Raw genomic sequence first — 25,597 nt, 5'->3', positions numbered from 1 at the left:
CGATGCAGAGATAGGATTTTGGGAACCTTATCGTCTATGAACGACCTAGAAAAATGCTACAAGGTTCTGGGGCTGCGCCCAGGCGCAACGGCAGAGGATGTACGGCAAGCCTATAAAAAGCTGGCCTTTTTGTGGCACCCCGATCGCGCTCCCAAGGATGAACCGGAGCGAGTGGCTGAGGCCCAGGAAAAGCTGAAGGAATTGAACTACGCTCGTGATCGGCTGCGATCGCACCATGCCCACAATTGGCATCGGTCAAGAAAGACTACCGAACGGCCCGCCGCCAGCTCTGCACCCAATCCCTCCTATTCTCCGCCGCCTAAGCCCTCCTATTCACCGCCCCCCTACCAGCCACCACCGCGCCCTACCTATCAGCCCAGTCCCGCTGCCCAGTCCGATGCCGCATCCTCTCAGTCGGCATCCTATTCGTCCTACCAAACGCCGCGCTACGCCCAACCCTCCTCCCGCCCTTACTACCATCCACCCCAGTCCTACTACCCACCGCCCCCTAGCTACTACGCGGCCTATCGTCCTTACTCGCAAACGCCGACCCATGCCTACTACCAACCGCCGACCCCACCCTCACCCCGCCCCAATGGCAGTGGCGTTGGGCAGAGCTTAAAGGGGGCAAACCTCAGCGGTCGGGATTTGCAAGAAAAAGATCTGTCTGGTCAAAATTTAAGTGGCGCAAACTTGAGTGGTGCCAACCTCAGCGACACCTTTCTCCACAAAATTGATCTATCTGGAGCGAATTTGCAGGGCGCGAAGCTGTTTCGGGCCAATTTACTTCAGGCCAACCTGCGCAATGCCAATCTGCGGGACACCAATCTGATTGGTGCAGACTTGAGCGGTGCAGACCTAAGTGGCGCAGACCTGACGGGGGCCAAGGTCGGTTTTGGCGACCAGATTATGGTCAAAACCGTCGGCGCAAATCTCAGCGGCACGATCATGCCCAATGGCTCGGTGTATCACTAAGTCTTAAGGTGGTGATCTGCGGGTATGCGCTATCCCAGACCTGGAGAAAGTCGGAAGCGATCGCCCTCGGCCTACCCCATGGCATAATCAGGGGCGTACTTTGGCAAAGGCAGCGTCTCATGGTTCAGGCTTCCGATTGGCAAACTATCCTACAGGGTGGCTTAGTGGTCTCCTGCCAAGCACCGGCCACCTCTCCCCTTCACCAGCCGTCGGTGATTGCCGCCATGGCGGAAGCCGCTGTTTTACAAGGGGCCGTGGGGGTGCGGATTGATAGCCCCGCCCATATCGAAGCCGTCCGCCCGCGCATCTCCGCGCCAATGATTGGCCTTTGGAAGCAGCAGATTCCCAACTGCGACGTTTATATTACGCCGCAGATTGTTCACGCCAACGCGATCGCCCAGGCAGGAGCCGACATCATTGCCATTGACGCCACCACGCGGCCACGCCCTGAAGGGGAGACGGTGGCTGCTCTGATTGATCACATTCACCATCAATTGCACAGGCCAGTGATGGCCGATGTGGATACCCTAGAGGCAGCGATCGCCGCCGTAGCTGCTGGAGCTGATTGCGTTGGTACCACCCTCTACGGCTATACCGCCGCAACTCAACACCTAAAGCCCCCCGGCTTTGAGTTGCTCAAGGATTTGGTTCAGCATCTCTCCGTACCCATCATCTGTGAAGGCGGCATTGCCTCCCCCCAGATGGCTCGCCAGTCTCTAGAGTTGGGGGCGACCTGTGTGGTGGTGGGCACGGCGATCACCGGCATTGATCTTTTAGTGCAGGCCTATTGCAAGACGCTGCTTTCCTAACCTAGCGGGCGATCGCGATTCAAAGGAACTGGACTTAGCCTACCGTTACCTGGCTGGTGTCCACGGCCGTAGCCCCGCTTACCCCCCGAGCGACCGTCACCATGCGGTTGAGGATGGTCTGGCTGGGCACCGTTCCCTTCAGAACCACCGTGCTGCTGGTTTGGGCCACAAACAGCGTCTCTACATCATCTAGTTGCGCATCCTGGTCAAACGACTGGGCGACGCGCTTCGCCAGACCACTGTCGTCATACTCACCATTGAGCCCGACGCGCTCTGGGGGAATGGCATCGGGCGACTTATCTGCCTTGGCAGATCCGGTGCTACTGGCCTTGGCCGCATTGGCTTGGCTACCCAACGACTTGCCTGATGATATGGACGATGCCGCACTAGAAGCAGCGCTAGAGGCAGCGCTACTAGCACCTGATTGGGCTGTTTTTGCTCCAGTCCCCAAAATTCGACTTAAAAATCCCATTGTTTCTAATCCTCTTAAATTTTTTAAGGGTGAAATCAAACCAGTTCTACAGCAATGGCCGTATCTTGCAGTACATTTTCTGCCTTGGTGAAGATCCTTAAGCAAGACTTTGGATTGTGGGCGGTGGATCGGCCAGAAATGCTTCCACGGTCGATCGGGTGGGCATGGAGGGCTGGGCCCCAGGCTGGGCAACCGATAGGGCGGCGATCGCCGTTGCCCAACGCAGTGCCTCAGGTAAGGGTAGTCCCTGCACCATGGCCGTCGCCAGACCGCCGTTAAAGGCATCCCCCGCCGCCACCGTATCCACCACGGGTACCGAGAAGGCCGGCTGCACCCAGACCTGATCGGTCGTCACCGCGATCGCCCCCTGACGTCCCAATTTCACAATGGCGATCGCCACCCCCCGCTCCACCAACACCTCACCGGCCCGCTGCGCTGAAGCGCGATCGCCCACCGGAAACCCCACCAGTTGCTCTGCTTCCACCTGATTGGGCGTGATGCAATGGAGCAGGGGCAAGAGATCGGCCGGCAGCGCTTGGGCGGGAGCTGGATCGAGCATCACCCGTACGCCCAGATCGCGGGCCATCTGGGCTGCTGATACCACGGCCGGTAGAGGAACTTCGAGCTGCAACAGCAGCACACCTGCCTGGGGTAGATAGGTCGCCAAGCGCTGTAGATCGGTCGTATCAACCCGGCCATTCGCGCCCGGCACAATCACAATCTGATTTTCGCCCCGACCATCCACCGCGATCGCCGCCACGCCTGACGAACTGTCACGATCCACCGCCACCCCCTGACAACCCACCCCGGCCTGCTGAAGGTTTGCCAGCAGCGATCGCCCCATATCATCCTGGCCGACCCGTCCTATCAAGTCTGTTGGTACACCCAACCGCGCCGCCGCCACAGCTTGGTTGGCTCCCTTGCCCCCTGGCACGGTGGTGAAGTCTCTGCCCACCAAAGTTTCTCCCGGTTGAGGAAAGCGATCGCAGCGGGTCACCAGATCCATATTGAGACTGCCAAATACCACCACAGATTTCACCCTATCTCTCCCTCCAGGAATCGCTGCTCTGGGCCCAAGTTTGTTATACTAATCTACGCTAAGCAATCTGGCGGCATAGCCAAGTGGTAAGGCAGAGGTCTGCAAAACCTCCATCCCCCGGTTCGAATCCGGGTGCCGCCTTTTAATCATGATCCATCGAGATGCAAGGAGTCTTGCGGTACTCTGATTCAGAGCCGCAGATGTTAACAGCGCATTCTTTTGAACGGCCTAGGTTCCATCGGCCGTCAGCCAAAGGAACAGTTACCATAAAAGGCGATCGCGAACAGATGGATGATGCCACCCGAAGAGCTAGGGGCAGGGCTAGGGTTTGACGCTCTATCTCTATATAAGGGCTCTCTATATAAGGGCTGTATAGAAGAAATAGTCTGTTTTCTCTGTTCCTCCTTTGCAGGCTTTGGGGTGTTTTCCATTTCACCCGCATTCATGAAACCATCATCATGTCATTACAGGGTTCATTCCAGACATCATGACAACGACGCGCGCCGGACTTGGAAAAGGGCGATCGCTCTCGGTCACAAAACGGGGTTAGCGGTGTAAAGTCAGGTGTATACAAAAGCACTTCAGCGGTTTTTTAGAACATCGAAAGGTTAAGACATTATGGGTGACGCGGAACGGATATCAGTGGGGATTGTGGGTGCCTCGGGCTATGGCGGTGTGCAGTTGGTACGGCTTCTATTCGACCATCCCAAGCTTGATCTGGTGTACTTAGGCGGCGATAGTACAGCCGGAAAGCCCTTTTCTGACCTCTACCCCCACTTGGGGCACGCCATCACCCAGTCTATTGAGGCGATCGATCTCGATCAAATTGCCGATCGCTGCCAGGTGGTGTTCCTATCTCTCCCCAATGGCATTGCCTGTGATTTAGCGCCCCGCCTATTGGAGCGGGGCTGTCGGGTGCTAGATCTATCCGCAGATTACCGATTTTTTGACCTGGATACCTATCAAACTTGGTATGGCAAAGAAAGGAGCGATCGCTCTGTGGCGGAAACGGCGGTGTATGGATTGCCCGAGCTGTACCGTAGCCAAATTGCCCAAGCTCGCCTCGTCGGCTGTCCCGGCTGTTATCCCACCGCTAGCCTGCTGGCCCTATCGCCGTTGCTGAAGCAAGGTTTGGTATCCCCCGAAACGGCCATTATTGACGCTAAATCGGGAACCTCCGGCGGTGGCCGCCAGGCTAAAACCAATATGTTGCTAGCCGAAGCCGACAATAGTTTGGGTGCCTACGGCGTGGCCCGCCATCGCCATACCCCCGAAATTGAGCAGATTTGTAGCGATCTGGCGGGTCATGAGGTGATGGTGCAGTTTACGCCCCACTTGATTCCCATGGCGCGGGGTATTTTGGCCACCGTCTATGCCACCATGCGCGATCCGGGGCTGGTGCGGGAGGATTTATCCACGATTTACCAAGCTTTTTACCGCTCTTCTCCCTGGGTGAAGATCTTGCCCAGCGGCGTCTATCCCCAAACCAAGTGGGCCTGTGGCACCAACCTGTGCTACATCGGCATTGAAGTCGATCAACGCACTGGACGGGTGATTGTCATGTCGGCTATTGATAATTTGCTGAAAGGTCAGGCCGGCCAAGCTTTACAATGTCTAAATATTATGATGGGGTGGGACGAAACCCTAGGACTACCGAAGCTTTGCTTTTATCCTTAGGGGCGACGGCCTAGCCTCCAGCAACCTTGGAGATCCTGTCCAGCGGTTGAGACTAAAGTGATCCCGCTACCATAATGTCAGGGGGAATAGGCCACCTAGGAGAGCCCTACAGGTGCGATCGCCCTTAGACTAGGACATCACCCCCTCCTGCAGGACAATTGCAGAGGATGACAGCTCCGTTCACGGTAGATGAATGGGGGCTGACAGGATGATTGAAAGATAGCTTATGCTCTCAAGGGTTCTTGATGGCCCAGTTGGGCACCGGTAGACTTGCGTTCGGTCATACGGTGAGGACACTTAGGGGTTGGATGGTCACCCATCCAGCAGATGCTACTGCCTGCGTTGAAGACCCAAAATGTTGCTCGAACGAGCCGACTCGCAATGGTTAGTCACTCTGATTTTATGGATCACGCGCCGATCGTATCGCTGGACTTGTTCGAGCAGTGTCAGCTGTTGCTGCAGAAAATGGCGAAACAGCTTGATCAGGCGACGGTGGTGAGCGATCGCCATTGTTCAACAGCTCAGCGTCAGGCCGTGCCAGATATCGATCAGTTTGTGATTCTCGTCTCGCCAGCCTTCAGCGCCATGGTGCTTGGCCAACAGGATGGCACCCGTGACGTGGATCAGCCTCCCAGGCTGAAGACAGCTTTTAGCTTCGAGCCCGAGGCGATCGCCGCATTTCTCAAGCGCTTAGCTATAGATGCACCCCTGGATGACCGTAAGGCGATCGCTGCCTCTCAGCTCTTAACCCTGATTGACACAATCCAGCCCAACGCTGCGACCGTCCAAAGTCACTTCACCACCCAGCTCCTTGCCTTGATGAGTCAGGGTGTTTCAGTTCCCAATGTATCCCTGTGCGATCTGCGCCATCACAGCCTCGGGGCGGATGATCCCAGTTCGGTAGAGGTATCGGCTCTCTATCCCACCGTTTGCCAACCGGTGGAAGTGGCGTTGCGGCAGCAGGTGGAACAGGAGCGCTTGCTCAACCAGGTGATCTCCCAAATCCGCCAAAGTCTAGAGCTGCCCGTCATTTTGGAAACAGCCGTGGCGCAGGTGCGGCAGTTTTTGGCCGTGGATCGCCTGATTATTTATCAGTTTGAATCCCTCAATCAGCCGACTCGTCCAGCCCATCTAGAGCAGGCTTCCCAAGACGCTAACTCCGCTGCCACAACGACTCGCTACACGTCTTTTGGTAGCTATGTTACCTATGAAGCGCGCTCCCAGGATGATATCCCTTCCCTGCATCATTTAACCAACGACTATTGTTCTGCCCAAATTCCCTACCTGCGCGATCGCTACCAGCAGGGTATTCCCCTATCGGTGGACGATATTGAACAAACCTATGATCAAGAACCGGAGATGCTGGCCTTCTTGCAGGAAGCCCAGGTCAAATCTAAACTAGCTGCTCCGATTGTGGTTCATGATCAATTTTGGGGCCTGTTGGTGGCCCATCAATGCCAATATCAGCGCCGTTGGCAAACGAGTGAAGTGACGTTTCTGCAGCAAATTGCCGAACATTTAGCGATCGCCATTGGCCAGGCTCAGCTCTACGCTCAACTGCAGCAACAAAAAGACCTGCTAGAGCAAGGGGTGATTGAACGCACCCGCGACCTCCGTGATGCCATGCTGGCTGCCCAAACCGCCAACCAAGCTAAAAGCGAGTTTTTGTCGGCCATGAGCCACGAACTGCGCACCCCGCTGACCAGCATTATCGGCATGTCCACCACCCTACAGCGCTGGCTAGCTGATGAACTCACGCCCCGGCAGTGCAAGCATTTGCAAACGATTCATGACAGTGGCCAGCATTTGCTGGAGTTGATCAACGATATTTTGGATCTATCGCAACTGGAAGCCGGTCACCTGGTGCTCAAATGCGGGCCCTGTTCTTTGTCCAACATTGCCCAGCAGAGTATGCGGATTGTGGAAGAACAGGCCAGGCTCAAACAAATTGATCTCACCCTAGATCTACGCCTCAACCCATCCACTGAGACGATTACCGCCGATCCGTTGCGGCTGCAGCAAGTGCTTTTAAACCTGCTGAGCAATGCCGTCAAATTCACCTCCGAGGGCGGGCAGATTATTCTCTCGGTCTTTCGAGACGAGCGCATCGCCACCTTTCAGGTGAAAGACACGGGCATTGGCATCGCAGAGGATCAACAGCCGCTGCTGTTCCAAAAATTTCAGCAATTAGACACCTCCTACAACCGGCACTATAGCGGCACGGGGTTGGGTTTAGCCCTGACGAAAAATCTAGTGGAGCTCCATGGCGGCAGCATCACCGTGGAATCCACCCTCGGTGTGGGCTCAATTTTTACCGTGCGGCTGCCGGTGCGACGATCGACCAACCTGCGGCTGGCGACCCCTTCTATTCCAGCCTCCCCGAAGGCGCTGCGGGCTCGCCATAATTTAGGGCCGATGGTGCTGATTGAAAACCATGAAGAGAGTGCCAACCTCGTCTGCGACATGCTGACAGCGGCCGGCTATCAGGTGGTCTGGATTGTGGAAGGATCGCGGGCGGTGGAGCAAATTGAAATTCTGCGCCCCAATGCGGTGATTCTTAATGTTGATGTGCCGGATACCAACGGCTATGACCTAATTCGCCAACTGCGGCAAAATCCTAGCACCAAACGGCTGAAACTCGTAGCTATGGGGCAACTCAGCGAAGCGGAAGGCATTCAGACCTGTGTGGCGCTCGGGGCGGATGACTACTTACCGAAACCGCTGCATCCCAATCAGGTGCTGCAAAAAATTACGGCGCTCATGGCCATCAAAACCGCTTGATCTCAAGCTTGCCCCATGAGCTAGCCATCTCGACTAGTGGCTATTCCCTTGCTAGCCGTCTGATGACGGTAGAGCGATCGCTGTCCTCTTCTGAAAACCCACAGCGTACAGTAGGTGGGATAAGCTTGCGTCGATGTGTTAACGACAACGCCTATCCAATCCTGGCCTACCCAAGTCTTGACGCAGTGAACAGTCCATGGCCATGATCCTAGGACAACCCCTTGGCTATCCCATAGCCCGTCTGTACCCTGATATCAGGGACGTGGTATAACGGCTCAATGGGAGGTTAGGTGATGTCCGTCAGAGATAGGCCGTATCCTAAGCATCATCTCGCACCTCGGTTCAGGGTTATTGCTGTTTCATGCTGCATCTATCTCAGCACGGGTTATGAAAAATCGCTTCCTTCCGGTTTTGTTTACGGCGGCCCTTTGCCTCACGGCTACGGGGGCGATCGCTTCCCCAACCTCCTCAGCCAATCCTGAGCCGGTGCTGCTGGCCCAAGACTCCTCTCCTTCTCAGGCACCTGCCGCCCCCTTGCCGTTGAGCCCCCATTGGTTGATTGCCATCAGCAGCGCGCTCCTAGCGATCGTTGCCATTGGGGTTGCCAGTCAGTATTACGAACAGCAGCGCTGGAAACGGGTTGAGTTTATTCGCAGCATCATTAAAGAATTTGAGAACAAGCCATCCATTGGCTACGTCCTTTCTATTATCGACTTTGAGGAATTCCGGGAACTGCCGCTAAAGCTGCCAGGACGTTCAGACCACATTTTTTTCGAACCCAAAGACATTCGCCTGCGCCGGGCCTTGGTGTCTCACAACGAAACCATTCTGCGCAAGCACGAGGTAGAAAGCCTTAAAGACATTGATAGCGATCGCTACAAGCAGGAGCTTAAGGAATACCTGATTGAGCTCACCCTGCGCAGTTGGTTTGATGACTTCTTAAATGGGTTCTGCAACTTCGAGTACTACATCAAATCCAAGTTAATTTCTGCCGAAGAATTACGTCCCTACATTATTTACTGGATTCGCGTGATTGGCGATCGCGAATATCGCCGGGAAGGGGCATCGGGGTTCTATGAACAGTTATTTACCTACATTCATAAGTCCGGCTATACCGACGTTCAAAAACTTTTTGAGCGGTATGGCTATCGAATTTTGCCCACCCCCTACCGCCCTACAGACTTCAGCGACGAGTTTGCGACATCCGACGCCAAACGCGCCCTCACCCTCGGCAAGGCTGCCTACCTGGTCTACTCGGATGAACGCTATATCCGCGAGGTGTTGACCCAGTGGGGAGCCAACCTTGGCGTAGATTTTCACTACATTGACGACCCAGGTAGCGAGACCCAAGGCATTATCTTCCGCATCAATGGCACCATTGTTCTAAGCTTTCGCGGCACCCAAAAACTGCGGGACTGGCAAACCAATATCAAAATCAAACTGCGGAAGTTTGCCGGTAAGAGCAAAATGGAAACTATGGATACCGAAATCGTTAGCCTCCTGAAAAGCGACATTGTTTTTCAGGAGAATGCTAAGGTTCACCGAGGGTTTCAACATGCCTGGGACAGCGTTGCTCCCCAAGTGGTCAACATCATTTTGCGCTGGCGACGGGTAGAACCTAACGCCACCCTTTGGGTGACAGGGCACAGTCTGGGAGGGGCACTGGCGACCCTGGCAGCAGCGGCTCTACAAGATACGGGGATCACAGTCAACGGCCTCTATACCTTTGGGCAACCTAGGGTAGGCGATTGGGCCTTCCAGCGCCAGTTTGACAAGGTCTTGGGCGATCGCACCTTCCGGTATGTAAACAATAATGATATTGTGCCATCGGTGCCGCCGCCCATCTTGCCATGGACGTTTCCTCGTGTTTATCGCCACACTGGCCATAAGTATTACTTTGACGTGAAGGGCAACTTGACGAAGAACCCTGATTTTGTAACGCGTCTGGTTGATGGAGTTTTAGGCTACGCGATCGGCACCCTAGAACAGGGGTTTGAAGGCATTAACGATCACCGCATGGAAATGTATGTAGCTCATTTGCAAAAAGCTAGAGAAGCCGAGAAAGTTGTGCAAGAACTCCAAAAAGAAGAGGAAGCCGACCAAGCTTCCGCTTAGAGGTTTAGACCGTTGCTGATCGCAGGCCGCTCGCGGCTGTTTACGCCCATCATGCCCTAAGGAGAACAACATCATGAGCTTACTTGGCAATATAATTTGGTTGATTTTTGGCGGCTTGATTGCTGCGATTGGCTACATTGTGGGCGGGCTTGTTATCTGCCTGACCATCATTGGCATTCCCTTTGGCCTGCAGGTGATCAAAATAGGATTTGCCTCCCTCACACCCTTCGGCAAAGAGGTGGTGGTGTCAGACAAGGCCAACAGTCCCTTACGCATCATCTTCGACATTATTTGGCTGGTGCTCTTCGGCTGGGAAATTGCCATCGCCCATCTCGTCTCCGCCCTGATCCTGGCGATTACGATCATTGGTCTACCTTTCGCCAAGCAGCACTTCAAGCTTGTGATTGTGGCGCTGCTGCCCTTCGGCCGTGATTTGCGCTAATTCATCCTCAGCCTGGCTCAGGAATTATCAACCTTCGATCGCAGCTCTTCTAGCTCGTGGTCAATCTCTGGCGTGTGGGCCGCAGGACTGGCGGGCAAACTCTGGGGCGATCGCCCGCTTAACTCTGCTTTCATCGCTGCCAGATCATCATCGACACTACTACCCTCCAAGGCAGAGAACCGACTTTCTAGATCATCCTTCCCTAGCTCCGCTACGGCTTCCGATCGAGCTTCTAGCTCATGCACCCGTTCTTCCATGCGCTCAAAGGCCTGCATGGCTCCAGTGGTGCCCACCCGACCCAGCATGTCATTGAGCTGTTGCGATGCCTTAGCCGATCGCGCTCGGGCAATGTACATATCCTTCTTGGTTTTTGCATCCGAAATCTTGCGCTCTAGACTCATCATGTTCTGGCGCAGATTATCAACGACGGCTTGCTGCTGAGGAAGCTGACGACCGAGGCTATCAGCCGTTTCCTGATAGGTCTTGCGGCGGCTGAGGGCTTCGCGAGCTAGGTTTTCATCCCCTTTTTGCAGCGCTAACTGGGCCCGCTGGTACCACTCATCCGCCGTAGACTGGGCCTGACTATGCTGCCGTTCCGTGCGTTTCTGAGTCGCGATCGCTTGGGCCACGCCCTGGCGCATCTCGATCAGATCATTTTGCATGTCGTTTACGGCTTGCTCTAGAATCTTTTCAGGGTCTTCGGCTTGACTCACTAAGGAATTGAGGTTAGCTCGAATCACCCGGCCGACTCGTTGAAAAAATCCCATACCCGTCTCCACTAACGAAACCCAGCACCATGACTGATAAGGCAGTCCATTTCATGGTATCGCACGAGCTTAGCTCTCGTCCGTTGAACCACGAGCTATCCGGTGTTGAACCACGAGCTATCCGGTTTTGCAGTTAGGGGCCTCAGGTTGTGCCTAGGGTTGATAAATCTCAGCCGAAATCCCTTGGTTAGATAGCTCATCGAGCAAGGCTTCAGCGCGCTCTGGGTCGCTAAAGGCCCCAAACTGCACCTGGGCTCCTGCCTCTGGGAAGTTGCGCACATAGGCATCTCCCACGGCTTGGCGAGCATCCTCCAAACTGCGATCGCCGCTGTAGTCTGTCACCACATAGTAATAGTTAGACGGTGCTGTTGAAGGTGCTGCTGCAGTCTCGGCAGGGGCTGGTGCAGGGGCTGGCGTATAGGCTGGCTCGGGAGCCGGGGGCTGAACGGGTGCAGCCGGTGTCACTGCCACCGGCTCTGGATCAGGAACGTAGACGACATCCGAGGAATCTGATTCAACGGAAGGACTGGGTTCAACGACCTCTGGCGTTAAGGCAGGTTGCAACTGGGTTGTAAGAGCTGTGGAGGTGGTGGTTGGAGCTGCCGTTGGAGCTGCCGTTGGAGCATTAGCGCTTGGAGCAGGGGCCGCCGCATTTGCTGAGGGTGGCGATGGCTGGGAAGGTTGTCCTGTGCGTGGCAGGGTGCTGAGGGTATCTAACCCCAAGTCCACAAATTCCTCCTCCGCTAGGTTGGGATTGGGGATTCCACCCTGGGTCGATGGCGATACAACACCTTCCGCCGTGGTGCGATCGCCCCACTGTCCTAGACTGGGCAACCCCACCAGCGAGGGATTGAGAATGACGTAGCCGAGAGTGGCGCTAGAGAGTAAGAGTAAGAGCATTGACCCAATTCCCAGCGGAGTCAACAAGCTAGCCATCAGGCCAGGCTCGTCTTCGTCCGGTTCATAGGTCGGCTGAGCCGGCGGTGCTTCGTCTGCCAAGCTACGCAGCAGCTCTTCAGACGACTCCATGTAATCATCGGGAACGGGAGTGTCTAGATGGTGGTTGCCAGGCGTTGCTAAAGCAGCCGGGGTAGGATCGATCGCCTGCTCCGGCGCTGCAGTCTGCCGTGACTGTACCCCAGCTAGGGCTGCTGTTCCGGCTGCTAACGCTGGCAATGGGGTGCGCTCTTGCGGTTCATGCATAGGACGCTGGACACGGCGCGGCGATCGCCCGGATTTAAGCGATCGCTGCCGTCGATAGCGCGCTAATTCTTGATCTAACTCGGTATCTAAACCCAGCAGGGCAGCTTGTAATAGAGGGTGTAAAACAGCATCCTGAGAATCTGATCCGCCGTCAGAATCCCGATTGAGGTTAGAAAGCAAGGAATTCGGCATGACTAAAATCTCCCAAAGCGTCGAAGGCGTCTGATCTGCGCGGGTATCCGATCTGCGCGATAGGCATCACATTCCCAGCCAAGAACCAACGCTAGTTCCGATACAGTTCTCCACACATAATAAGGATATATCTCCTCAATGGGCTGGAATCGGTAGCTTCATTTGGGGATCATAAACGCAAGTTGAGAATTTGACCAACTTTCCCATGCCAGAGTCTACCTGCGGATGAGCGAACCATGACGTTTCAATCCTTACAACACCTGATTCACGCCGTTGAAACGAAGCCTCAATGGCGATCGCGCCGTAGTTTTCAAGCCTTGCTCAACTGCTGGCCCGAGGTGGTGGGCGCAGCCGTTGCGGCCCAGACTCGTCCTGTTGCTATCCAGCGCCAAGTGTTAATCGTTGCCACATCTAACTCGGCTTGGGCCCAAAACCTTTCCTTTGAACGCCTACGCCTCTTAGACAAGCTCAATCATCACCTCGCTGACTACCTACAAGCCGATACGCTGCAAGATATTCGCTTCTCTACTACTCAATGGTCATCCCCCTCGTCTATCACCATCGAACAAATGGAGGATCTATCCACCTGGCGGCTCCATCCCAGCCGTTTGCCAGAACCTGTTAACAAGCCCCCCACCCGCCCGCGCTGCCAAACGTCTGACGAGGCATTTCAGCGCTGGTCGTCTCTTATCCAGCAGCGATCGCGTCATCTACCGCTCTGCCCCACCTGTCAATGCCCCACCCCTCCAGGCGAATTACAGCGTTGGTCGGTATGCTCTCTCTGTGCAGCCAAGGGCTGGGCATGAGTTCAGGGGAACTATCCACGGGATGGCTCTAGGCTGGCGTTGAGCTTCACGCTGCTCAATCCACCTACGCCAGAAGATTTGTCCGTCAACCAGTTTTCAACCAGTTGTTGACTCGTACCAGTTAGGATGCGTTAGACGTAGCTGTAACGCGTTAAAGCCTTATGAGACGGTGCGTTACGGCATATCTGACTACCCTACAACGGAGATGCCACCGTTTGAACTGAGCGGTGGCGGCCCATCTCCTATCGTTTCACTAGATCAGGGTGATTGGGAGTACGCCAGTCGAATTGACGCTGTTATACAGCACCTTAGGATCACAAAAACTGGATGTCTTCAGTAGCAAAAATAGTTTGATTTACCCATAACAGTTACAAATCAAAATATTTTAGGATTTGCCCACTTTCATCACATTAAACTTGCAATTTGTGATTGGATCGCTCGGTTTTGGACGTGATCCCCAGTGCTTTTTGTAAAAAAGCAGGCTTGATTTCTAGGAAATCGAAAATTTATATCTAATGCCTAACATTTGTGTCTTCCTCGTAATGGAAACCTAAAGACAATCTAAATATCATTTTTTCTTTGGGATCGCTGAATTCAAGAGCTATAAGGCACTTGACCTGTTCGTAATTCGAAAAACCTGGGAATGCTAAAGACAACAATAGAAAGTACAGTTTTGTGCCGATGACATTCCTCTCATGAGAAACCAAAATTCTGTTTCTGCTTGTCGCCATTGTCAGCACTATGTAACCGAAGGACGACGAGGTGGGCAGTGCCAGCAGCTTGGCTCCCCCGTCAAGGGAAGCTGGCGAGCTTGTTCCTTGGCCTTGCCGCCCTTTGCGCCAACCTGGGAAAGCATGGGCGTGCTTCCGGGAGGAATTGCCATGTGGTCAGAACCCGTGTTTACTCTGGAAACTGAAGAATTGCCAGACTGTGAAATCATTGCCCACAGCGAGTTGACGCTTGCCTGTATGACAGAGGTAGAGGCGGAAGTGGCCTAGGGCTAGATTGACCGACTGGGCAGTGGTTGCTGCCGTAGGTCTAGAGCCTTCGACGTGGCAGACCTAGCCCACGGTTATGGACGTTGCCCTGGGAGCCAATGGCTGGTTGTTGCGAGAATGGCTAGCCTCTTTCCTAAGAGCTTCGTTGCGAGACAACTTTGGATTATGATGAGGTGAGGATACATACCTGTGACACTTTCACCTTCACATCATAACCATGGATATTTTGACATTAGGCTGGGTTTCGCTCTTAGTGGTCTTCACGTTTTCCATCTCCATGGTGGTCTGGGCCCGGAACGGATTCTAGAAAGACCTATGAATGCTGAAGCAATTGCCCTAAGTTCGTTAGCCGTTGTTGCTCTAGCGCTGCTAGTGACGTTTACCGGCGGCGTTGCTTACTTGACCGCTGTAGAATGGCGCGATCGCCGCCGGCGGGAAAAAGAACAGCGCGATCGATAGCGATCGCCAACGATCAGTCGCTAAAGATTACTAGAGGCGATTAACCCTAGAGGCGATCAATCCTAGAGGCAGTTAACTGATCAAGACTTTGGAGAGCTGTAGGTTCTGCGCCGTACCTAAGACGTCGGCATCGATATGTCTAGCCTCAGTGATAGACAGCGCTTCTAGGCGTGAGCTGTTTTCCAAGCATTTCCTTGCGTGACCACCTTGGCATGGTTTTATAGCAAGATTGCCCTCCTTGGTGAGGGCTTTTTCATGGGTGCCGAACTTTTTACCGCCCTCGTCGTCGTGGGAGAAGACGTTGAGTTCAACGCCAACCTCAAGCAGAATCAGGGAGCACGACCACCATGCATAGGCTGCTTAAAGCGGCGATCGCCTCCGTGACGCCAGACCACCCCTCGTTCCATAAGCTCAGCATCGATGTTTCTCGGCAGCTTCAACGATCCCTGGGAGCGATCGCTCTCTCGTGTTCATGGTAAAGCTGGCGATCGTCCATGAATGGCTAGTGACGCGTGCGGGCTCGGAGCAAGTTGTGGAACAGATTCTGGCCCATTACCCTGACGCTGACCTCTTCAGCCTGGTTGAATTCCTCCCAGACCATCTCAAAGCTTTTATTCAGCACAAATCCGTTTCGACCTCGTTTCTCCAGCATCTCCCCTTTGCCAAGAAGCACTTTCGCCAATACTTACCGCTGATGCCCCTAGCGGTAGAGCAGTTTGATTTGGATCGCTACGATGTGGTGGTGTCCAGTAGCCATGCTGTAGCTAAAGGAGCCTTAACCCGTGCCGATCAACTGCACATCAGCTATGTCCACACCCCCATTCGCTATGCTTGGGATTTACATCACCACTATCTCAAGGGCCCTGGTCTGAGTCGCGGTGTGAAAGCGATCGCCGTCCGGGCAACCCTCCACTATCTGCGCCTTTGGGATGTTGCCACCGCCAACCGCGTTGATCATTTCGTCGCTAACTCCCGGTACATCGCCCGCCGCATTTGGAAAACCTATCGCCGGCCCGCCACCGTGATCTATCCTCCCGTGGCCGTCGATCGCTTCCGTCCGTCCCGCCAGCGCGATGACTTCTATCTAACCGTGTCTCGCTTCGTGCCCTACAAGCGCGTTGATCTGATCGTGGCCGCCTTTGCCCAGTTAGGTTTACCCTTGGTGGTGATTGGCGATGGCAGCGATCGCGCCAAACTTCAGCCCCTGTTCACCCCCAATATCACCTGGCTGGGTCAACAGCCGGATGCCGTGGTGGCCGACTACATGCAGCGCTGCAAAGCCTTTGTATTTGCCGCCGAAGAAGACTTTGGCATCACCCCCGTCGAAGCCCAAGCCGCTGGAGCCCCGGTGATTGCCTATGGCAAAGGCGGCGTCACCGAAACCGTAATTCCGGGGAAGACCGGGCAACTCTTTCCGGAGCAAACCATCGAGAGCCTGATCGAAGCGATAACCCAGTTTGAAACGAGCCAGCAGAGCTTTGATCCAGACATGCTGCATGAACATGCTGCACACTATAGCCCAGAACGCTTTCGCAGAGAGTTCTCTACCTTTGTTGATCAAAAGTGGGCGCAATTTCAGCAAAGGGATGGCATAGAGTAATAGCGAGGGGGAAACCGAATGCAGTTGGATCAAACTATACGACCGGCGTTATCAGCACTAAGAGTCTCCACGCGCTCTTGGCCTACCTTGGCGATCGCTCTCAGCGCCGACTTGATTGCCTTAACCATAGCTTGCGTTTCTAGCGTCTACATACGCCTCGCCTTGAATGGGCAGTACCATCCATCGCTCTATTGGCAGCTTTGGCCCGTGCTGGGGCTCTTTATCTTGGCCTATGCGATTGTGGGGCTCTATCCGGGCGTGGCTCTGAGCCCGGTGGATGAACTGCGGTGGATTAGCGTTACGACAACGCTCATGTACTTGGTGCTAGGCTCAGCAACCTTCCTGCGCCGCGAAGGCGAAGTTTATTCGCGGGGCATCTTTCTCATGGCCTGGGTGCTGTCTATCTTGCTTGTGCTGCTCGGCCGTATTTTGACTCGCCATACCTTTGCCCATCGATCCTGGTGGGGCTATCCCGTAATGATTTTGGGGGCTGGGAAAACTGGAGACCTGCTGATTCGCACCCTGCTGCGACGGCCGGGCATTGGCTTGAAGCCGGTGCTGGTCTTAGACGATGACCCAGACAAGCATGGCTCGCTCCACGGGGTTCCGGTGGTGGGTGGTTTAGAACTTGCACCAGGATTAGCCCGAGCCCGACGGATTCCCTACGCGATCGTCGCTATGCCAGGTGTGCCCAGAGGGCGTCTTCTGCGCCTATTAGAACGTTATGGCCAAACCTTCGCCCATCTGCTCATCATTCCCGACCTGTTTGGCTTTTCTAGCCTGTGGGTGGAAGCTAGGGACATGGGCGGCGTCTTAGGGCTAGAGGTGCGCCAACAGTTACTTCTGCCCGGCCCCCGCTTTACCAAGCTCATGGTCGATCTAATGGCTACCATCCTAGGGGGATTGCTGTTGATTCCCTTTATTGCCATCATTGCCCTGTTGATTCGTCTTGACTCTCCCGGCCCGATCTTTTACGGTCACACACGTCTGGGACGCGGTGGTCGTCCGTTCAAAGCCTGGAAATTTCGATCGATGGTGCAACATGCCGATCGCGCCCTACAAGACTATCTTGATCACCACCCAGAATTGCGAGAATCCTGGGAGCAAGACCATAAACTCAAGCGCGATCCCAGGGTGACGCGGGTGGGGCGGTTTTTGCGACGTACGAGCTTAGATGAGTTGCCCCAGCTCTGGAACATTTTGCGCGGCGAAATGAGTCTAGTGGGGCCACGTCCTATTGTGGATGAAGAAATTCCCCGCTATGGAGACACCTTTGAGCTATATACCAAAGTCAGTCCGGGGCTCACGGGACTGTGGCAGGTTTCTGGGCGCAACAATATTACCTATGATGAACGGGTCAATTTAGATGCCTACTACGTGCGCAACTGGTCAGTATGGCTAGATTTTTACATTTTGATGCGCACCGTTTGGGTGGTGGCGTTTGGGGAAGGAGCCTATTAGCGCCGCTAGGGTAGCCTTCAGGCTAAGAGATAGAACCTGACGGTATCATTTGTGACATTCAGACAACCTGCCAGACTTTGATGATAAGACCCTATATGTTAGGTGTTTTGCCTTGGGAATCGTAACGAAGACTTGGATTGTTTTAGATACTGTGAAGTGGAGTCAACGCATTTTTCGCCTCAGTCTACTCAGCCTGCCCTACATCAGCTATGTCTGTTTTCCAGGGTTGCTGTTTGTCATGGGTGCTGTGGCACAGCGCTTTCGGCGCTTGGCGGTTGATCGGTGGATTGGATGTGGGCTCATGGGCGTCAGCGGGCTGATGGTGTTGAGCGCTTGGTTTGCCTACAATCGCGGCGAAGCCCTGCTACACCTGTGGAATTTCCTACCGTTTTTCCTGCTATTTTCCCTGCTGCCCTTTGTGCTCAATCGCACTGAGCAGTTGGAGAAATTGGCCCTAGATATCGTCTTGGTCTCTATTCCCATCAACCTCTATGCGCTGGTGCAATATATTGCCAAGCTGCGGATTCTTCCCCGAGATATCCGTCGTTTTCCTCTGGTGCTGTGGCTGCGCCAAACGCCTCACCGCGAACGGGCTCTATCAGTTTTTGATCATCCCAATACGCTAGCTAGTTTTCTGGTTCTGGTGCTTGCCCTAGGTTTGGGATTGATTATCAAGCGGTCTTTGGATGCCCAGCGATCGCTCCCTGAGGCAGGCCCCGCTTATTGGATTGCCAACCGCTGGCTCTATGTCGCCACCTACGCTAACCTGGTGGGCATTTTTTGTTCCGGCTCCCGCAATGGTGTTCTGATTGCCGTTGCGCAAATTATTACGGCTAGCATCCTCATCAAGGTCAACTACAAAATGTTTTGGGTGGGGCTTGTCGGTCTAGGAGCCATCATCGTCAGCATTCTCGGCATGGGGCTGGGAGGGCGATCGCTCTCCCTCAATATCTTCACCCAAGATCCTCGCCTTGGTATTTGGAAAATTGGCTGGACACTGATGCAGGAACGCCCATGGCTGGGCTGGGGTCTGGGTAACTTTAAGTTTCTCTATCCAGAACGCAATGATATGGGATTGCCGATGGTCACCCATCCCCATAACTTTTGGCTGCTGATGGGGTGTGAGGTGGGGGTTTTAGCCATGGTAATTATGACACTGACCATCGGCTATATCTGCTTCAAAGCGGTCTGGCTGCTGCTTGACCAGGGCTTTAGCCAATCCCACAACGCTATTTTGCTAGGCTACTTGATGGCTTTTGGTGGTTGCACTCTGTTTTCATTGTTTGATATCACCTTCTACGATTCCCGCATCAACATCATGAACTGGTTTGTGTTGGCGGGCATTTACACGTTTACCCAGTTGTCCTCGGCTCAAGGGCGATCGCGCCTAGGATTGGAGAGCTAAGTCATGGAACAGTGGCAGACGCAGGTGTTGGTGGTGGGCGGCGGCACCGGCGGAACGGCGGCGGCTCTTCAAGCGGCCAGGCGTGGGGTGCAAACGATCGTTGCCACCGATGGCCCATGGCTGGGGGGAATGCTGACCAGTGCTGGGGTATCGGCTCCCGACGGGAATGAACTGCTGCCTTGGCAAACGGGATTATGGGGCGCGTTTCTGCGGGAGCTGCGCCAGCGGCAGGCGGGCGGTCTAGACCATAGCTGGGTTAGCTTCTTCACCTACGAACCTCGGGTGGGAGCCAGCATTTTTGCCGACTGGGCGCGATCGCTGCCCTGCTTAACCTGGAAACAGCTCGGCCCACCGCGATCGGTCAACAAACGGGGCGATCGCCTTTGCTCAGTCACCTTCGACCAGGTCTGTATCCAGGCCCAGATCATCCTTGACGGTACGGAACTGGGGGATCTGCTCTCCCTTGGTGATGTGCCCCACCGCTGGGGCTGGGACTGGCAGCCCGACTGGCAAGAGCCGAGTGCGCCTCCTGGGCCCAACGCCCTCACCCAGCGCTATCCGGTTCAATCTCCCACTTGGGTGGTGGTGATGCAGGACTTGGGTGAAGGGGCGATCGCTCCCGAGATTCCCCCCAGTCCCTTAGCGTCGGACAACGCATTCAAAACGGCTTGGCAGGACATGGATCTGCGCCACTGGCTGAACTATGGGCGGCTACCGGGGCATCGCTTCATGATCAACTGGCCCAACGATGGCAATGACTATGGCCATGATTTACAGCGACTGGTTGGATCCGAGGGCGATCGCCAAGCCTATGGTCAAGAAGCCCTATGGCATAGCCAAAATCTAGCCCGCTATGTGCAGCAGGTGGGCGGTCGGCGTTATGGTCTCGCCAGCGATACCTTTCCTGTACAGCTCGGCGTCCTCGGCGGGGGAGCCTATGCCCTCCATCCCTACTACCGCGAAAGCCGTCGCCTGCAAGGATTGGTCACGGTGACCGAGGGCGATATTTTGCCCCAGGCTGATCATGGGGCGGCACTGTTGCCGGTGAATGCCGCTGGCGACATTACCGCGATCGCCCTGGGGAACTACGTCAACGATCATCACTACCCCGGCATGACTCTGCCCCTTGCGCCCAAAGCTATGCGCTGGGGCGGACGCTGGACGGGGACGCCCTTCGCCTTGCCCTATGGCTGCCTGATCCCCGCTGAGATCGACGGCCTCTTGGTCTGCGACAAAGCTATCTCGGTGTCCCACATGGCCACCGGGGCAACGCGTTTGCAGCCGGTGGTTTTGGCCTTGGGGCAGGCGGCGGGCATGGCCGCAGCGCTTTGTGTAGAACAGGGCATTCAGCCTCGGGATTTGGCGGTGCGATCGCTGCAGGATGCCCTACTCACCGATCCGCTTGCGCCGGCGGCGGTTGTGCCTTTGATCCACTGTTGCCCTAGTGATCCTGCCTGGCTAGATCAGCAGCGAGCGGTGTTGGATCGGGGCGATCGCCTACCTCCCCAAGGGAGTCCATCTGCCAGCGTCCCTCCCACCAGTCCCAGCTACACCGGCACTTTCCAGCGCTTGGGGGATCAGGACTATCGCTTCTTGGGGGATGATGGTGTTGAGGGCATGACTAGCCTTAATCTTGTCACCCTGGATCCCTATGTGGATCACCAGATGCAAACCTACCAAAGCGGCGATCGCCTGCAGATTCAAGGACGGATTAACCCTGCGGGCAACTGGCTATTGGCCGACGCGATCGCCCCCCTTAACCCAACGCCACATCCAAAAACATCATGACCACAAAGCCAATCATGGCTCCCACTGTTCCCTCTTGATCCCAGCCCTTGTTGCTGACCTCGGGGATAATTTCATCCACAATCACAAACAGCATGGCTCCTGCCGCAAAGGCCATCCCCCATGGCAGTAAGGGCTGGGACACCGACACCACCGCCGCGCCGAAAAGACCGCCGATGGGCTCCAATAAGCCTGTCATCGTGGACACACCAATGGCATAGGATCGGGCATAGCCCAACTCCCGCAGGGCCAGGGCAACAACCAGACCTTCAGGAATATTTTGCAGCCCAATGCCCAAGGCCAAGGCCGTCGCCGTGGTGGTATCCTCGGCCCCAAACGCAACGCCTACAGCCAAACCCTCCGGTAGGTTATGCAGGGCGATCGCAATCACAAAGAGCCAAATCTGCTTCAGGTGCTGCTTTTGAGGCCCTTCCCTGCCTTTGAAGAAATGCTCATGGGGAAAGTAATTGTGGGCAAACCAGAGGAAGCCACCCCCCAGCAACATGCCTGTCACCATGATCAAGGCCGCATGGGTTTGGGGAAATCCCAGGGCGATCGCTGCATCCTTACCCGGCACTAGCAGCGAAAAGGAGGTTGCTGCCAGCATAATGCCGCCACCGATGCCTAAAAGTACCGCCTGCAGTCGCTGGGTCAAATTCACGGCAAACAGCACGGGTAAAGCTCCCAGCGCCGTCCCCAACCCTGCCAGCAAACTGGCCAGAAATCCCTGCATCACATGATCCATCCACACACCTCCTCTGGGCTACTGGTTTCAATCTCTATATCATAGTCATAACGACTTCGTTTTAGCCAGTCTTCCTGGCTGATTGAGGATGGGGAGGGGCGATCGCCTTCCTTAATGTGCTGTAATCCATCTGACTGAAATGGAAAGGATTTGGGCATAATAGGGGGTGCTGATCGTTATACTTCTAGGATTTATGGCATTTGAACCGTTTCTAACGATCGACGATGAGCCGATTACCATCACCCAGGCTGTTCGGTATCTCCAGGCTGGACGCAAGTTTGACGGATTTATCGGTGAGATCCTGCGCCAGTTTGTTCTAGAACGTCAGTTGAAGGAACGGGCCGAGGATCTCAAGATCAATGCCGCTACCATTGAGCAGACCATTATTGACTTTCGCCTAGAGCGCCAGTTGAGTGACTCCCAGGCGTTTCAAGACTGGCTAACCAGCAATGGCCTTAATTATGAAGCGTTCCACGCCCAAGTGTCCCAGAGCTTCCGAATGCGCAAGTTGCGGGAGCTGGTCACCGAGCCGAAGCTGCAGGAATATTTTATTGAGCGCAAGATTTTCCTAGACCGGGTGGTTTTGTCCCGTATTATTGTGGACGACAAAGACGTCGCGGATGAGCTGAAGACCCAGATTTTGGAGGAGACAGCCACCTTTGAGCACTTGGCACGGGAGTATTCTCTCACCGACGACAAGATTGTCAACGGTATGGTGGGCCCGGTCAGTCGCGGCACCATGCCGGATCTGCTGCGGGCAGCGATCGATACTGCCAAGGTGGGCGATATTGTCGGGCCCATAGGGCTAGAGGAGCGCTGGGGGCTCTTCCGCATCGAAGAATTTTTATACGCAACCCTCAGTGATCCGCAGCTTCAAGCAAGTCTACAAGATGAGTTGTTTGAACAGTGGCTGGTGGAAAAAATGCAGGTGCTGCCCATTAAGCTCCAGCTCGATGACGCTAGCGAGACCTAGCCCTAGGGTTTGATTGCCAGCCACCAGCAAGCTATTCTGGTATCCCATTCTGATAGTTATGCTTAGGAGCGATCGCTCCTTGAGTTGCCCCTCCTTGCCCTAGTTCCCCTCCGAGACCCTCGCATGACGACGAACGATGTGTTGAATCTTGACTGGGCTAAGCCACCTCTCTGTTGGCTGAGTCCGGATGAGCAAATTTCAATCAAGCAGCAGGCCGAGGTGCAGACCTTTAGCCTCGGAGAAGTCATTTGGGCAACGGAGAGCTTAGGAAAGCAATACTTAGTACTCTCGGGCAATGTGCGCTTGGTTCCCAATGACGGCAAGTCGGTGCTGCTGAAAGCGGGGGACTGGTTTGGCGAGCTACCAGAACTGTCGGATCAATGGAAGGCGCGGGCGGCTAGTAAAACCGTTTCGGTGCTCACCTGGGACAGTCGGCTCTGGAAAGACCTCACCCAAGCCTCGTCCCCCAATGGCACCATGCCAACAGGCACGGTAGACCGAGCGACAGAACTGCAGCAATTTTGGCGATCGCTGCGATCGCAATATCAGCCCAATGTATCCGGCAAGCCCCAACCGGTGGCGGGCTATCCCTTCGTGCAGGCTCTGAATACCGCTGCGGCCAGTTTGACGATGGCAGCCCAGTATCTACAGGTGCCCACTCGCCTAGAGTGGGTGCAGCGCCAGCTCCGTGGTCAACGTCCTAAGGATGTGGTGACGGCGGCGGAGAAGCTGGGGCTGCATCTGCGGCGGGTGCTCCTAGCCCAGTGGTCAGATTTACATACTCTCACCCTGCCGGCCCTGATGCTCTGGAATGACACCGAGTGGGTGATGGTGTATGAGGTACGGGGCGATCGCTTGGTCATCGGCCATCCCCTATCGCCCAACCAAAGCTGCGAAAGCCTGCCCCGCGCCATGGTGGAAGAGGCCTGGGACGGGATTCTCTGGCAGGTGGAGCTGATCCAAAAGCAGGATCGCTTTAACCTCACCTGGTTTTTGCCAGCGGTGATGCGCTACCGCAAGCTCTTGGGCGAAGTTCTGCTAGCTTCCTTTACGCTGCAGCTCCTGGGCCTAGGCACACCGATTATCACCCAGGTGATTATCGACAAGGTGATGGTGCAGGAAAGCATCCCAACGTTGGATGTGATGGCGATCGCTCTCCTGAGTATTGGGGTCTTCGAGTCCCTGCTGGGGGGGCTGCGTATGTTCATCTTCACCCACACCACCAACCGACTGGACTTGAGCCTGTCGGCCCAGCTTTTCCGTCATTTGCTACGCCTCCCCCTGGCCTACTTTGAAGCCCGCCGGGTGGGGGATACCGTGGCGCGGGTGCAGGAGCTGGAGGAAATCCGGCAGTTTCTCACCAGCACGGCGCTCACCGTCATCCTCGACAGCATCTTCTCCGTGGTCTACCTGGTGGTGATGTTCTACTACAGCGTCATCCTCACCGGCGTAGCCCTAGCGGTGATTCCCCTGTTTATCATTCTCACCCTGGTGGCCACCCCCATCCTGCGAAACTGGCTCAACGAAACCTTCAACCGTAGTGCCGACAGCCAGTCGTTCTTGGTAGAAACGATTACCGGGATCCATTCCATCAAAGCTCATGCTGCCGAGAAAACCTCCCGCGATCGCTGGGAAGGGCTCTACGCTCGCTTCATCCGCACCGGCTTCAAGGCCACCACCACAGCCAATATCAGCAACCACATTGGCGACTTCTTCACCAGCCTATCCTCCCTGCTGATCCTCTGGTTTGGGGCCAAGCTGGTGATTGATCAGCAGTTCACCATTGGGCAATTGGTAGCCTTCCAGATGCTATCGGGACGGGTCACTGCTCCCCTGCTGCGCCTTGTCCAGCTTTGGCAAAACCTGCAGCAGGTGCTGCTGGCGGTGGATCGCATCGGCGATATTCTCAATGTGCCTCCCGAGGCAGAGCCTGGTACGGGGCTTATGCTGCCGCCCTTAAAAGGTGAAGTGGCTTTCGAGCAAGTGTTTTTCCGCTACCAGAGCGATCAAGAACCAATTTTGCGTGGGGTGTCCTTCAACGTGGAGCCAGGCATGTTTGTGGGCTTAGTCGGGCGCAGTGGCTCGGGCAAGAGCACCCTGTCTAAGCTGATTCAGCGGCTCTATCTCCCCGAAGGCGGGCGGATTTCCATTGATGGCTTTGATGTGAAGAGCGCAGATTTGGCTTCTCTGCGATCGCAAATTGCCGTGGTGCTGCAGGAAGACTTCCTGTTCAACGGCACCGTGGTGGAAAACATCATGCTGGGCAACCCCGATGTATCTGCCGAGGAGGTGGTGGAAGCGGCTCGCATGGCCGTGGCCCATGACTTCATTTCTGACCTGCCCTACGGCTATGAAACCAACGTGGGAGAACGGGGAACCTCTCTCTCCGGCGGACAGCGGCAGCGCATTACCCTAGCGCGCCTGTTCATCTCCAAGGCACCGATTTTGATTTTGGATGAAGCCACCAGCAACCTGGATGCCGAAACCGAACAGCAGGTGCTGGAAAACCTAAAGCGGGTGTCAGAAAATCGTACCGTCTTCCTGATCGCCCACCGCTTTGCGCCGCTCAAACGGGCGGACTTGATTCTGGCGATGGAGAAAGGGGTGGTGGTAGAACGGGGCACCCACGATTCTCTGATCCAGCAAAAGGGGCTCTACTGGTCGCTCTATCAACGTCAGCAGGCGTCTGTCTAAGTCGGTGGCTAAGTTGGTGGCTAAGTTGGTGGACTCTAGAAACTTGCCGGGTTTCAACGTCGCGCAACTCTCTTCTCATCAGGATTGGAGTATGGATCAATGTTGGAAAGCTTGCCAATCGCTACCTCCTCCCACTGAGATGGATGTTTAGAATGAGCGTGGATGTTACGGGTAGAACGTTTAGGAATCTAGCGTAGGA

23 protein-coding genes and 1 tRNA gene are annotated in these 25,597 nt (G+C 55.2%); 18 read left to right on the top strand and 6 right to left on the bottom strand.

The genetic code is table 11. The annotated features are described in order from the left end of the window. Positions 1 to 36: 36 nt before the first annotated feature. Positions 37 to 975: a pentapeptide repeat-containing protein gene (locus tag JUJ53_RS15180; protein WP_204152855.1), complete on the top strand. Its 939-nt coding sequence runs from the start codon at positions 37 to 39 to the stop codon at positions 973 to 975. A 119-nt stretch (positions 976 to 1,094) separates the two neighbouring features. After that, entirely contained in the window at positions 1,095 to 1,784 is a 690-nt protein-coding gene (locus tag JUJ53_RS15175) for an N-acetylmannosamine-6-phosphate 2-epimerase (protein WP_204152854.1), read from the top strand. 34 nt (positions 1,785 to 1,818) lie between these two features. On the opposite strand, the gene JUJ53_RS15170 is transcribed toward JUJ53_RS15175, so the two are convergent. Both JUJ53_RS15170 and rbsK read right to left on the bottom strand, forming a co-directional pair. Continuing rightward, positions 1,819 to 2,256 carry a BON domain-containing protein gene (locus JUJ53_RS15170; protein WP_239125081.1) on the bottom strand — a complete coding sequence of 146 codons (438 nt, stop codon included), beginning with the start codon at positions 2,254 to 2,256 and terminating at the stop codon, positions 1,819 to 1,821. A gap of 97 nt (positions 2,257 to 2,353) precedes the next feature. After that, on the bottom strand, positions 2,354 to 3,295 hold the full coding sequence (gene rbsK / locus JUJ53_RS15165) for a ribokinase (protein WP_343327962.1): 942 nt from the start codon (positions 3,293 to 3,295) through the stop codon (positions 2,354 to 2,356). A 69-nt stretch (positions 3,296 to 3,364) separates the two neighbouring features. On the opposite strand from rbsK, the gene JUJ53_RS15160 reads away from it, so the two are divergent. The 5 genes from JUJ53_RS15160 to JUJ53_RS15140 all read left to right on the top strand — a co-directional run bounded on the left by JUJ53_RS15160 (position 3,365) and on the right by JUJ53_RS15140 (position 10,310). Further along, a tRNA-Cys gene (locus tag JUJ53_RS15160) sits at positions 3,365 to 3,436 on the top strand. Positions 3,437 to 3,913: 477 nt separating this feature from the next. Continuing rightward, positions 3,914 to 4,972, top strand: coding sequence for an N-acetyl-gamma-glutamyl-phosphate reductase (argC, locus tag JUJ53_RS15155; RefSeq protein ID WP_204152853.1), 1,059 nt, complete (start codon positions 3,914 to 3,916; stop codon positions 4,970 to 4,972). A 381-nt stretch (positions 4,973 to 5,353) separates the two neighbouring features. After that, positions 5,354 to 7,753 (top strand): GAF domain-containing hybrid sensor histidine kinase/response regulator, encoded by a 2,400-nt coding sequence (locus JUJ53_RS15150; RefSeq protein WP_204152852.1) that lies wholly within the window; start codon positions 5,354 to 5,356, stop codon positions 7,751 to 7,753. 387 nt (positions 7,754 to 8,140) lie between these two features. Beyond that, on the top strand, positions 8,141 to 9,868 hold the full coding sequence (locus tag JUJ53_RS15145) for a lipase family protein (RefSeq protein WP_204152851.1): 1,728 nt from the start codon (positions 8,141 to 8,143) through the stop codon (positions 9,866 to 9,868). Positions 9,869 to 9,941: 73 nt separating this feature from the next. Further along, positions 9,942 to 10,310, top strand: coding sequence for a YccF domain-containing protein (locus JUJ53_RS15140; protein WP_204152850.1), 369 nt, complete (start codon positions 9,942 to 9,944; stop codon positions 10,308 to 10,310). A 17-nt stretch (positions 10,311 to 10,327) separates the two neighbouring features. On the opposite strand, the gene JUJ53_RS15135 is transcribed toward JUJ53_RS15140, so the two are convergent. Both JUJ53_RS15135 and JUJ53_RS15130 read right to left on the bottom strand, forming a co-directional pair. After that, positions 10,328 to 11,077, bottom strand: coding sequence for a PspA/IM30 family protein (locus JUJ53_RS15135; RefSeq protein WP_204152849.1), 750 nt, complete (start codon positions 11,075 to 11,077; stop codon positions 10,328 to 10,330). Positions 11,078 to 11,230: 153 nt separating this feature from the next. Further along, complete coding sequence (locus JUJ53_RS15130) at positions 11,231 to 12,472, bottom strand: SPOR domain-containing protein (protein WP_204152848.1); 1,242 nt, start codon at positions 12,470 to 12,472, stop codon at positions 11,231 to 11,233. 236 nt (positions 12,473 to 12,708) lie between these two features. On the opposite strand from JUJ53_RS15130, the gene JUJ53_RS15125 reads away from it, so the two are divergent. From JUJ53_RS15125 to JUJ53_RS15090, 9 genes are all read left to right on the top strand, one after another. Next, positions 12,709 to 13,278: a DUF721 domain-containing protein gene (locus JUJ53_RS15125; protein ID WP_204152847.1), complete on the top strand. Its 570-nt coding sequence runs from the start codon at positions 12,709 to 12,711 to the stop codon at positions 13,276 to 13,278. A 695-nt stretch (positions 13,279 to 13,973) separates the two neighbouring features. Further along, positions 13,974 to 14,276, top strand: coding sequence for a hypothetical protein (locus JUJ53_RS15120; RefSeq protein ID WP_204152846.1), 303 nt, complete (start codon positions 13,974 to 13,976; stop codon positions 14,274 to 14,276). A 217-nt stretch (positions 14,277 to 14,493) separates the two neighbouring features. After that, a complete protein-coding gene (gene petN / locus JUJ53_RS15115) occupies positions 14,494 to 14,583 on the top strand; it encodes a cytochrome b6-f complex subunit PetN (RefSeq protein WP_204152845.1) in 90 nt (29 codons plus the stop codon). Positions 14,584 to 14,591: 8 nt separating this feature from the next. Continuing rightward, complete coding sequence (locus JUJ53_RS15110; RefSeq protein WP_204152844.1) at positions 14,592 to 14,735, top strand: hypothetical protein; 144 nt, start codon at positions 14,592 to 14,594, stop codon at positions 14,733 to 14,735. 347 nt (positions 14,736 to 15,082) lie between these two features. Then, positions 15,083 to 15,214 carry a hypothetical protein gene (locus JUJ53_RS25140; protein ID WP_275415773.1) on the top strand — a complete coding sequence of 44 codons (132 nt, stop codon included), beginning with the start codon at positions 15,083 to 15,085 and terminating at the stop codon, positions 15,212 to 15,214. Then, positions 15,208 to 16,335 (top strand): glycosyltransferase family 4 protein, encoded by a 1,128-nt coding sequence (locus JUJ53_RS15105; protein ID WP_204152991.1) that lies wholly within the window; start codon positions 15,208 to 15,210, stop codon positions 16,333 to 16,335. Before JUJ53_RS25140 ends, JUJ53_RS15105 begins: the two co-directional genes overlap by 7 nt. 18 nt (positions 16,336 to 16,353) lie before the next feature. Continuing rightward, positions 16,354 to 17,796 (top strand): undecaprenyl-phosphate galactose phosphotransferase WbaP, encoded by a 1,443-nt coding sequence (gene wbaP, locus JUJ53_RS15100; RefSeq protein ID WP_204152843.1) that lies wholly within the window; start codon positions 16,354 to 16,356, stop codon positions 17,794 to 17,796. Positions 17,797 to 17,908: 112 nt separating this feature from the next. After that, positions 17,909 to 19,201 carry an O-antigen ligase family protein gene (locus JUJ53_RS15095; RefSeq protein WP_204152842.1) on the top strand — a complete coding sequence of 431 codons (1,293 nt, stop codon included), beginning with the start codon at positions 17,909 to 17,911 and terminating at the stop codon, positions 19,199 to 19,201. A gap of 3 nt (positions 19,202 to 19,204) precedes the next feature. After that, positions 19,205 to 20,989, top strand: a complete 1,785-nt coding sequence (locus tag JUJ53_RS15090; protein ID WP_204152841.1) for an FAD-dependent oxidoreductase — start codon at positions 19,205 to 19,207, stop codon at positions 20,987 to 20,989. Here the strand turns inward: JUJ53_RS15090 and JUJ53_RS15085 are convergent. Next, entirely contained in the window at positions 20,958 to 21,731 is a 774-nt protein-coding gene (locus JUJ53_RS15085; RefSeq protein ID WP_204152840.1) for a ZIP family metal transporter, read from the bottom strand. The two genes, JUJ53_RS15090 and JUJ53_RS15085, sit on opposite strands and share 32 nt — an antisense overlap. Beyond that, complete coding sequence (locus JUJ53_RS15080) at positions 21,719 to 21,889, bottom strand: hypothetical protein (protein ID WP_204152839.1); 171 nt, start codon at positions 21,887 to 21,889, stop codon at positions 21,719 to 21,721. Before JUJ53_RS15080 ends, JUJ53_RS15085 begins: the two co-directional genes overlap by 13 nt. 35 nt (positions 21,890 to 21,924) lie before the next feature. On the opposite strand from JUJ53_RS15080, the gene JUJ53_RS15075 reads away from it, so the two are divergent. Beyond that, positions 21,925 to 22,704: a peptidylprolyl isomerase gene (locus JUJ53_RS15075; protein ID WP_204152838.1), complete on the top strand. Its 780-nt coding sequence runs from the start codon at positions 21,925 to 21,927 to the stop codon at positions 22,702 to 22,704. A gap of 123 nt (positions 22,705 to 22,827) precedes the next feature. Beyond that, entirely contained in the window at positions 22,828 to 25,398 is a 2,571-nt protein-coding gene (locus JUJ53_RS15070; protein WP_204152837.1) for a type I secretion system permease/ATPase, read from the top strand. Positions 25,399 to 25,597 lie beyond the last annotated feature (199 nt).

Source organism: Leptolyngbya sp. CCY15150 (assembly GCF_016888135.1).
GTDB lineage: Bacteria > Cyanobacteriota > Cyanobacteriia > RECH01 > RECH01 > RECH01.
This window is presented reverse-complemented; position numbering and strand designations above follow the sequence as displayed.

Coding starts and splice junctions, on each gene's coding strand:
- JUJ53_RS15110 (WP_204152844.1), top strand. CDS start 14,592: ATGAATGCTGAAGCAATTGCCCTAAGTTCGTTAGCCGTTGTTGCTCTA.
- JUJ53_RS15150 (WP_204152852.1), top strand. CDS start 5,354: ATGGTTAGTCACTCTGATTTTATGGATCACGCGCCGATCGTATCGCTG.
- JUJ53_RS15080 (WP_204152839.1), bottom strand. CDS start 21,889: ATGCCCAAATCCTTTCCATTTCAGTCAGATGGATTACAGCACATTAAG.
- JUJ53_RS15175 (WP_204152854.1), top strand. CDS start 1,095: ATGGTTCAGGCTTCCGATTGGCAAACTATCCTACAGGGTGGCTTAGTG.
- JUJ53_RS15140 (WP_204152850.1), top strand. CDS start 9,942: ATGAGCTTACTTGGCAATATAATTTGGTTGATTTTTGGCGGCTTGATT.
- JUJ53_RS15085 (WP_204152840.1), bottom strand. CDS start 21,731: ATGGATCATGTGATGCAGGGATTTCTGGCCAGTTTGCTGGCAGGGTTG.
- JUJ53_RS15135 (WP_204152849.1), bottom strand. CDS start 11,077: ATGGGATTTTTTCAACGAGTCGGCCGGGTGATTCGAGCTAACCTCAAT.
- JUJ53_RS15130 (WP_204152848.1), bottom strand. CDS start 12,472: ATGCCGAATTCCTTGCTTTCTAACCTCAATCGGGATTCTGACGGCGGA.
- argC (WP_204152853.1), top strand. CDS start 3,914: ATGGGTGACGCGGAACGGATATCAGTGGGGATTGTGGGTGCCTCGGGC.
- JUJ53_RS15120 (WP_204152846.1), top strand. CDS start 13,974: ATGAGAAACCAAAATTCTGTTTCTGCTTGTCGCCATTGTCAGCACTAT.
- JUJ53_RS15070 (WP_204152837.1), top strand. CDS start 22,828: ATGACGACGAACGATGTGTTGAATCTTGACTGGGCTAAGCCACCTCTC.
- JUJ53_RS15125 (WP_204152847.1), top strand. CDS start 12,709: ATGACGTTTCAATCCTTACAACACCTGATTCACGCCGTTGAAACGAAG.
- JUJ53_RS15170 (WP_239125081.1), bottom strand. CDS start 2,256: ATGGGATTTTTAAGTCGAATTTTGGGGACTGGAGCAAAAACAGCCCAA.
- JUJ53_RS15105 (WP_204152991.1), top strand. CDS start 15,208: ATGGTAAAGCTGGCGATCGTCCATGAATGGCTAGTGACGCGTGCGGGC.
- JUJ53_RS25140 (WP_275415773.1), top strand. CDS start 15,083: ATGCATAGGCTGCTTAAAGCGGCGATCGCCTCCGTGACGCCAGACCAC.
- JUJ53_RS15075 (WP_204152838.1), top strand. CDS start 21,925: ATGGCATTTGAACCGTTTCTAACGATCGACGATGAGCCGATTACCATC.
- wbaP (WP_204152843.1), top strand. CDS start 16,354: ATGCAGTTGGATCAAACTATACGACCGGCGTTATCAGCACTAAGAGTC.
- JUJ53_RS15180 (WP_204152855.1), top strand. CDS start 37: ATGAACGACCTAGAAAAATGCTACAAGGTTCTGGGGCTGCGCCCAGGC.
- petN (WP_204152845.1), top strand. CDS start 14,494: ATGGATATTTTGACATTAGGCTGGGTTTCGCTCTTAGTGGTCTTCACG.
- JUJ53_RS15090 (WP_204152841.1), top strand. CDS start 19,205: ATGGAACAGTGGCAGACGCAGGTGTTGGTGGTGGGCGGCGGCACCGGC.
- JUJ53_RS15145 (WP_204152851.1), top strand. CDS start 8,141: ATGAAAAATCGCTTCCTTCCGGTTTTGTTTACGGCGGCCCTTTGCCTC.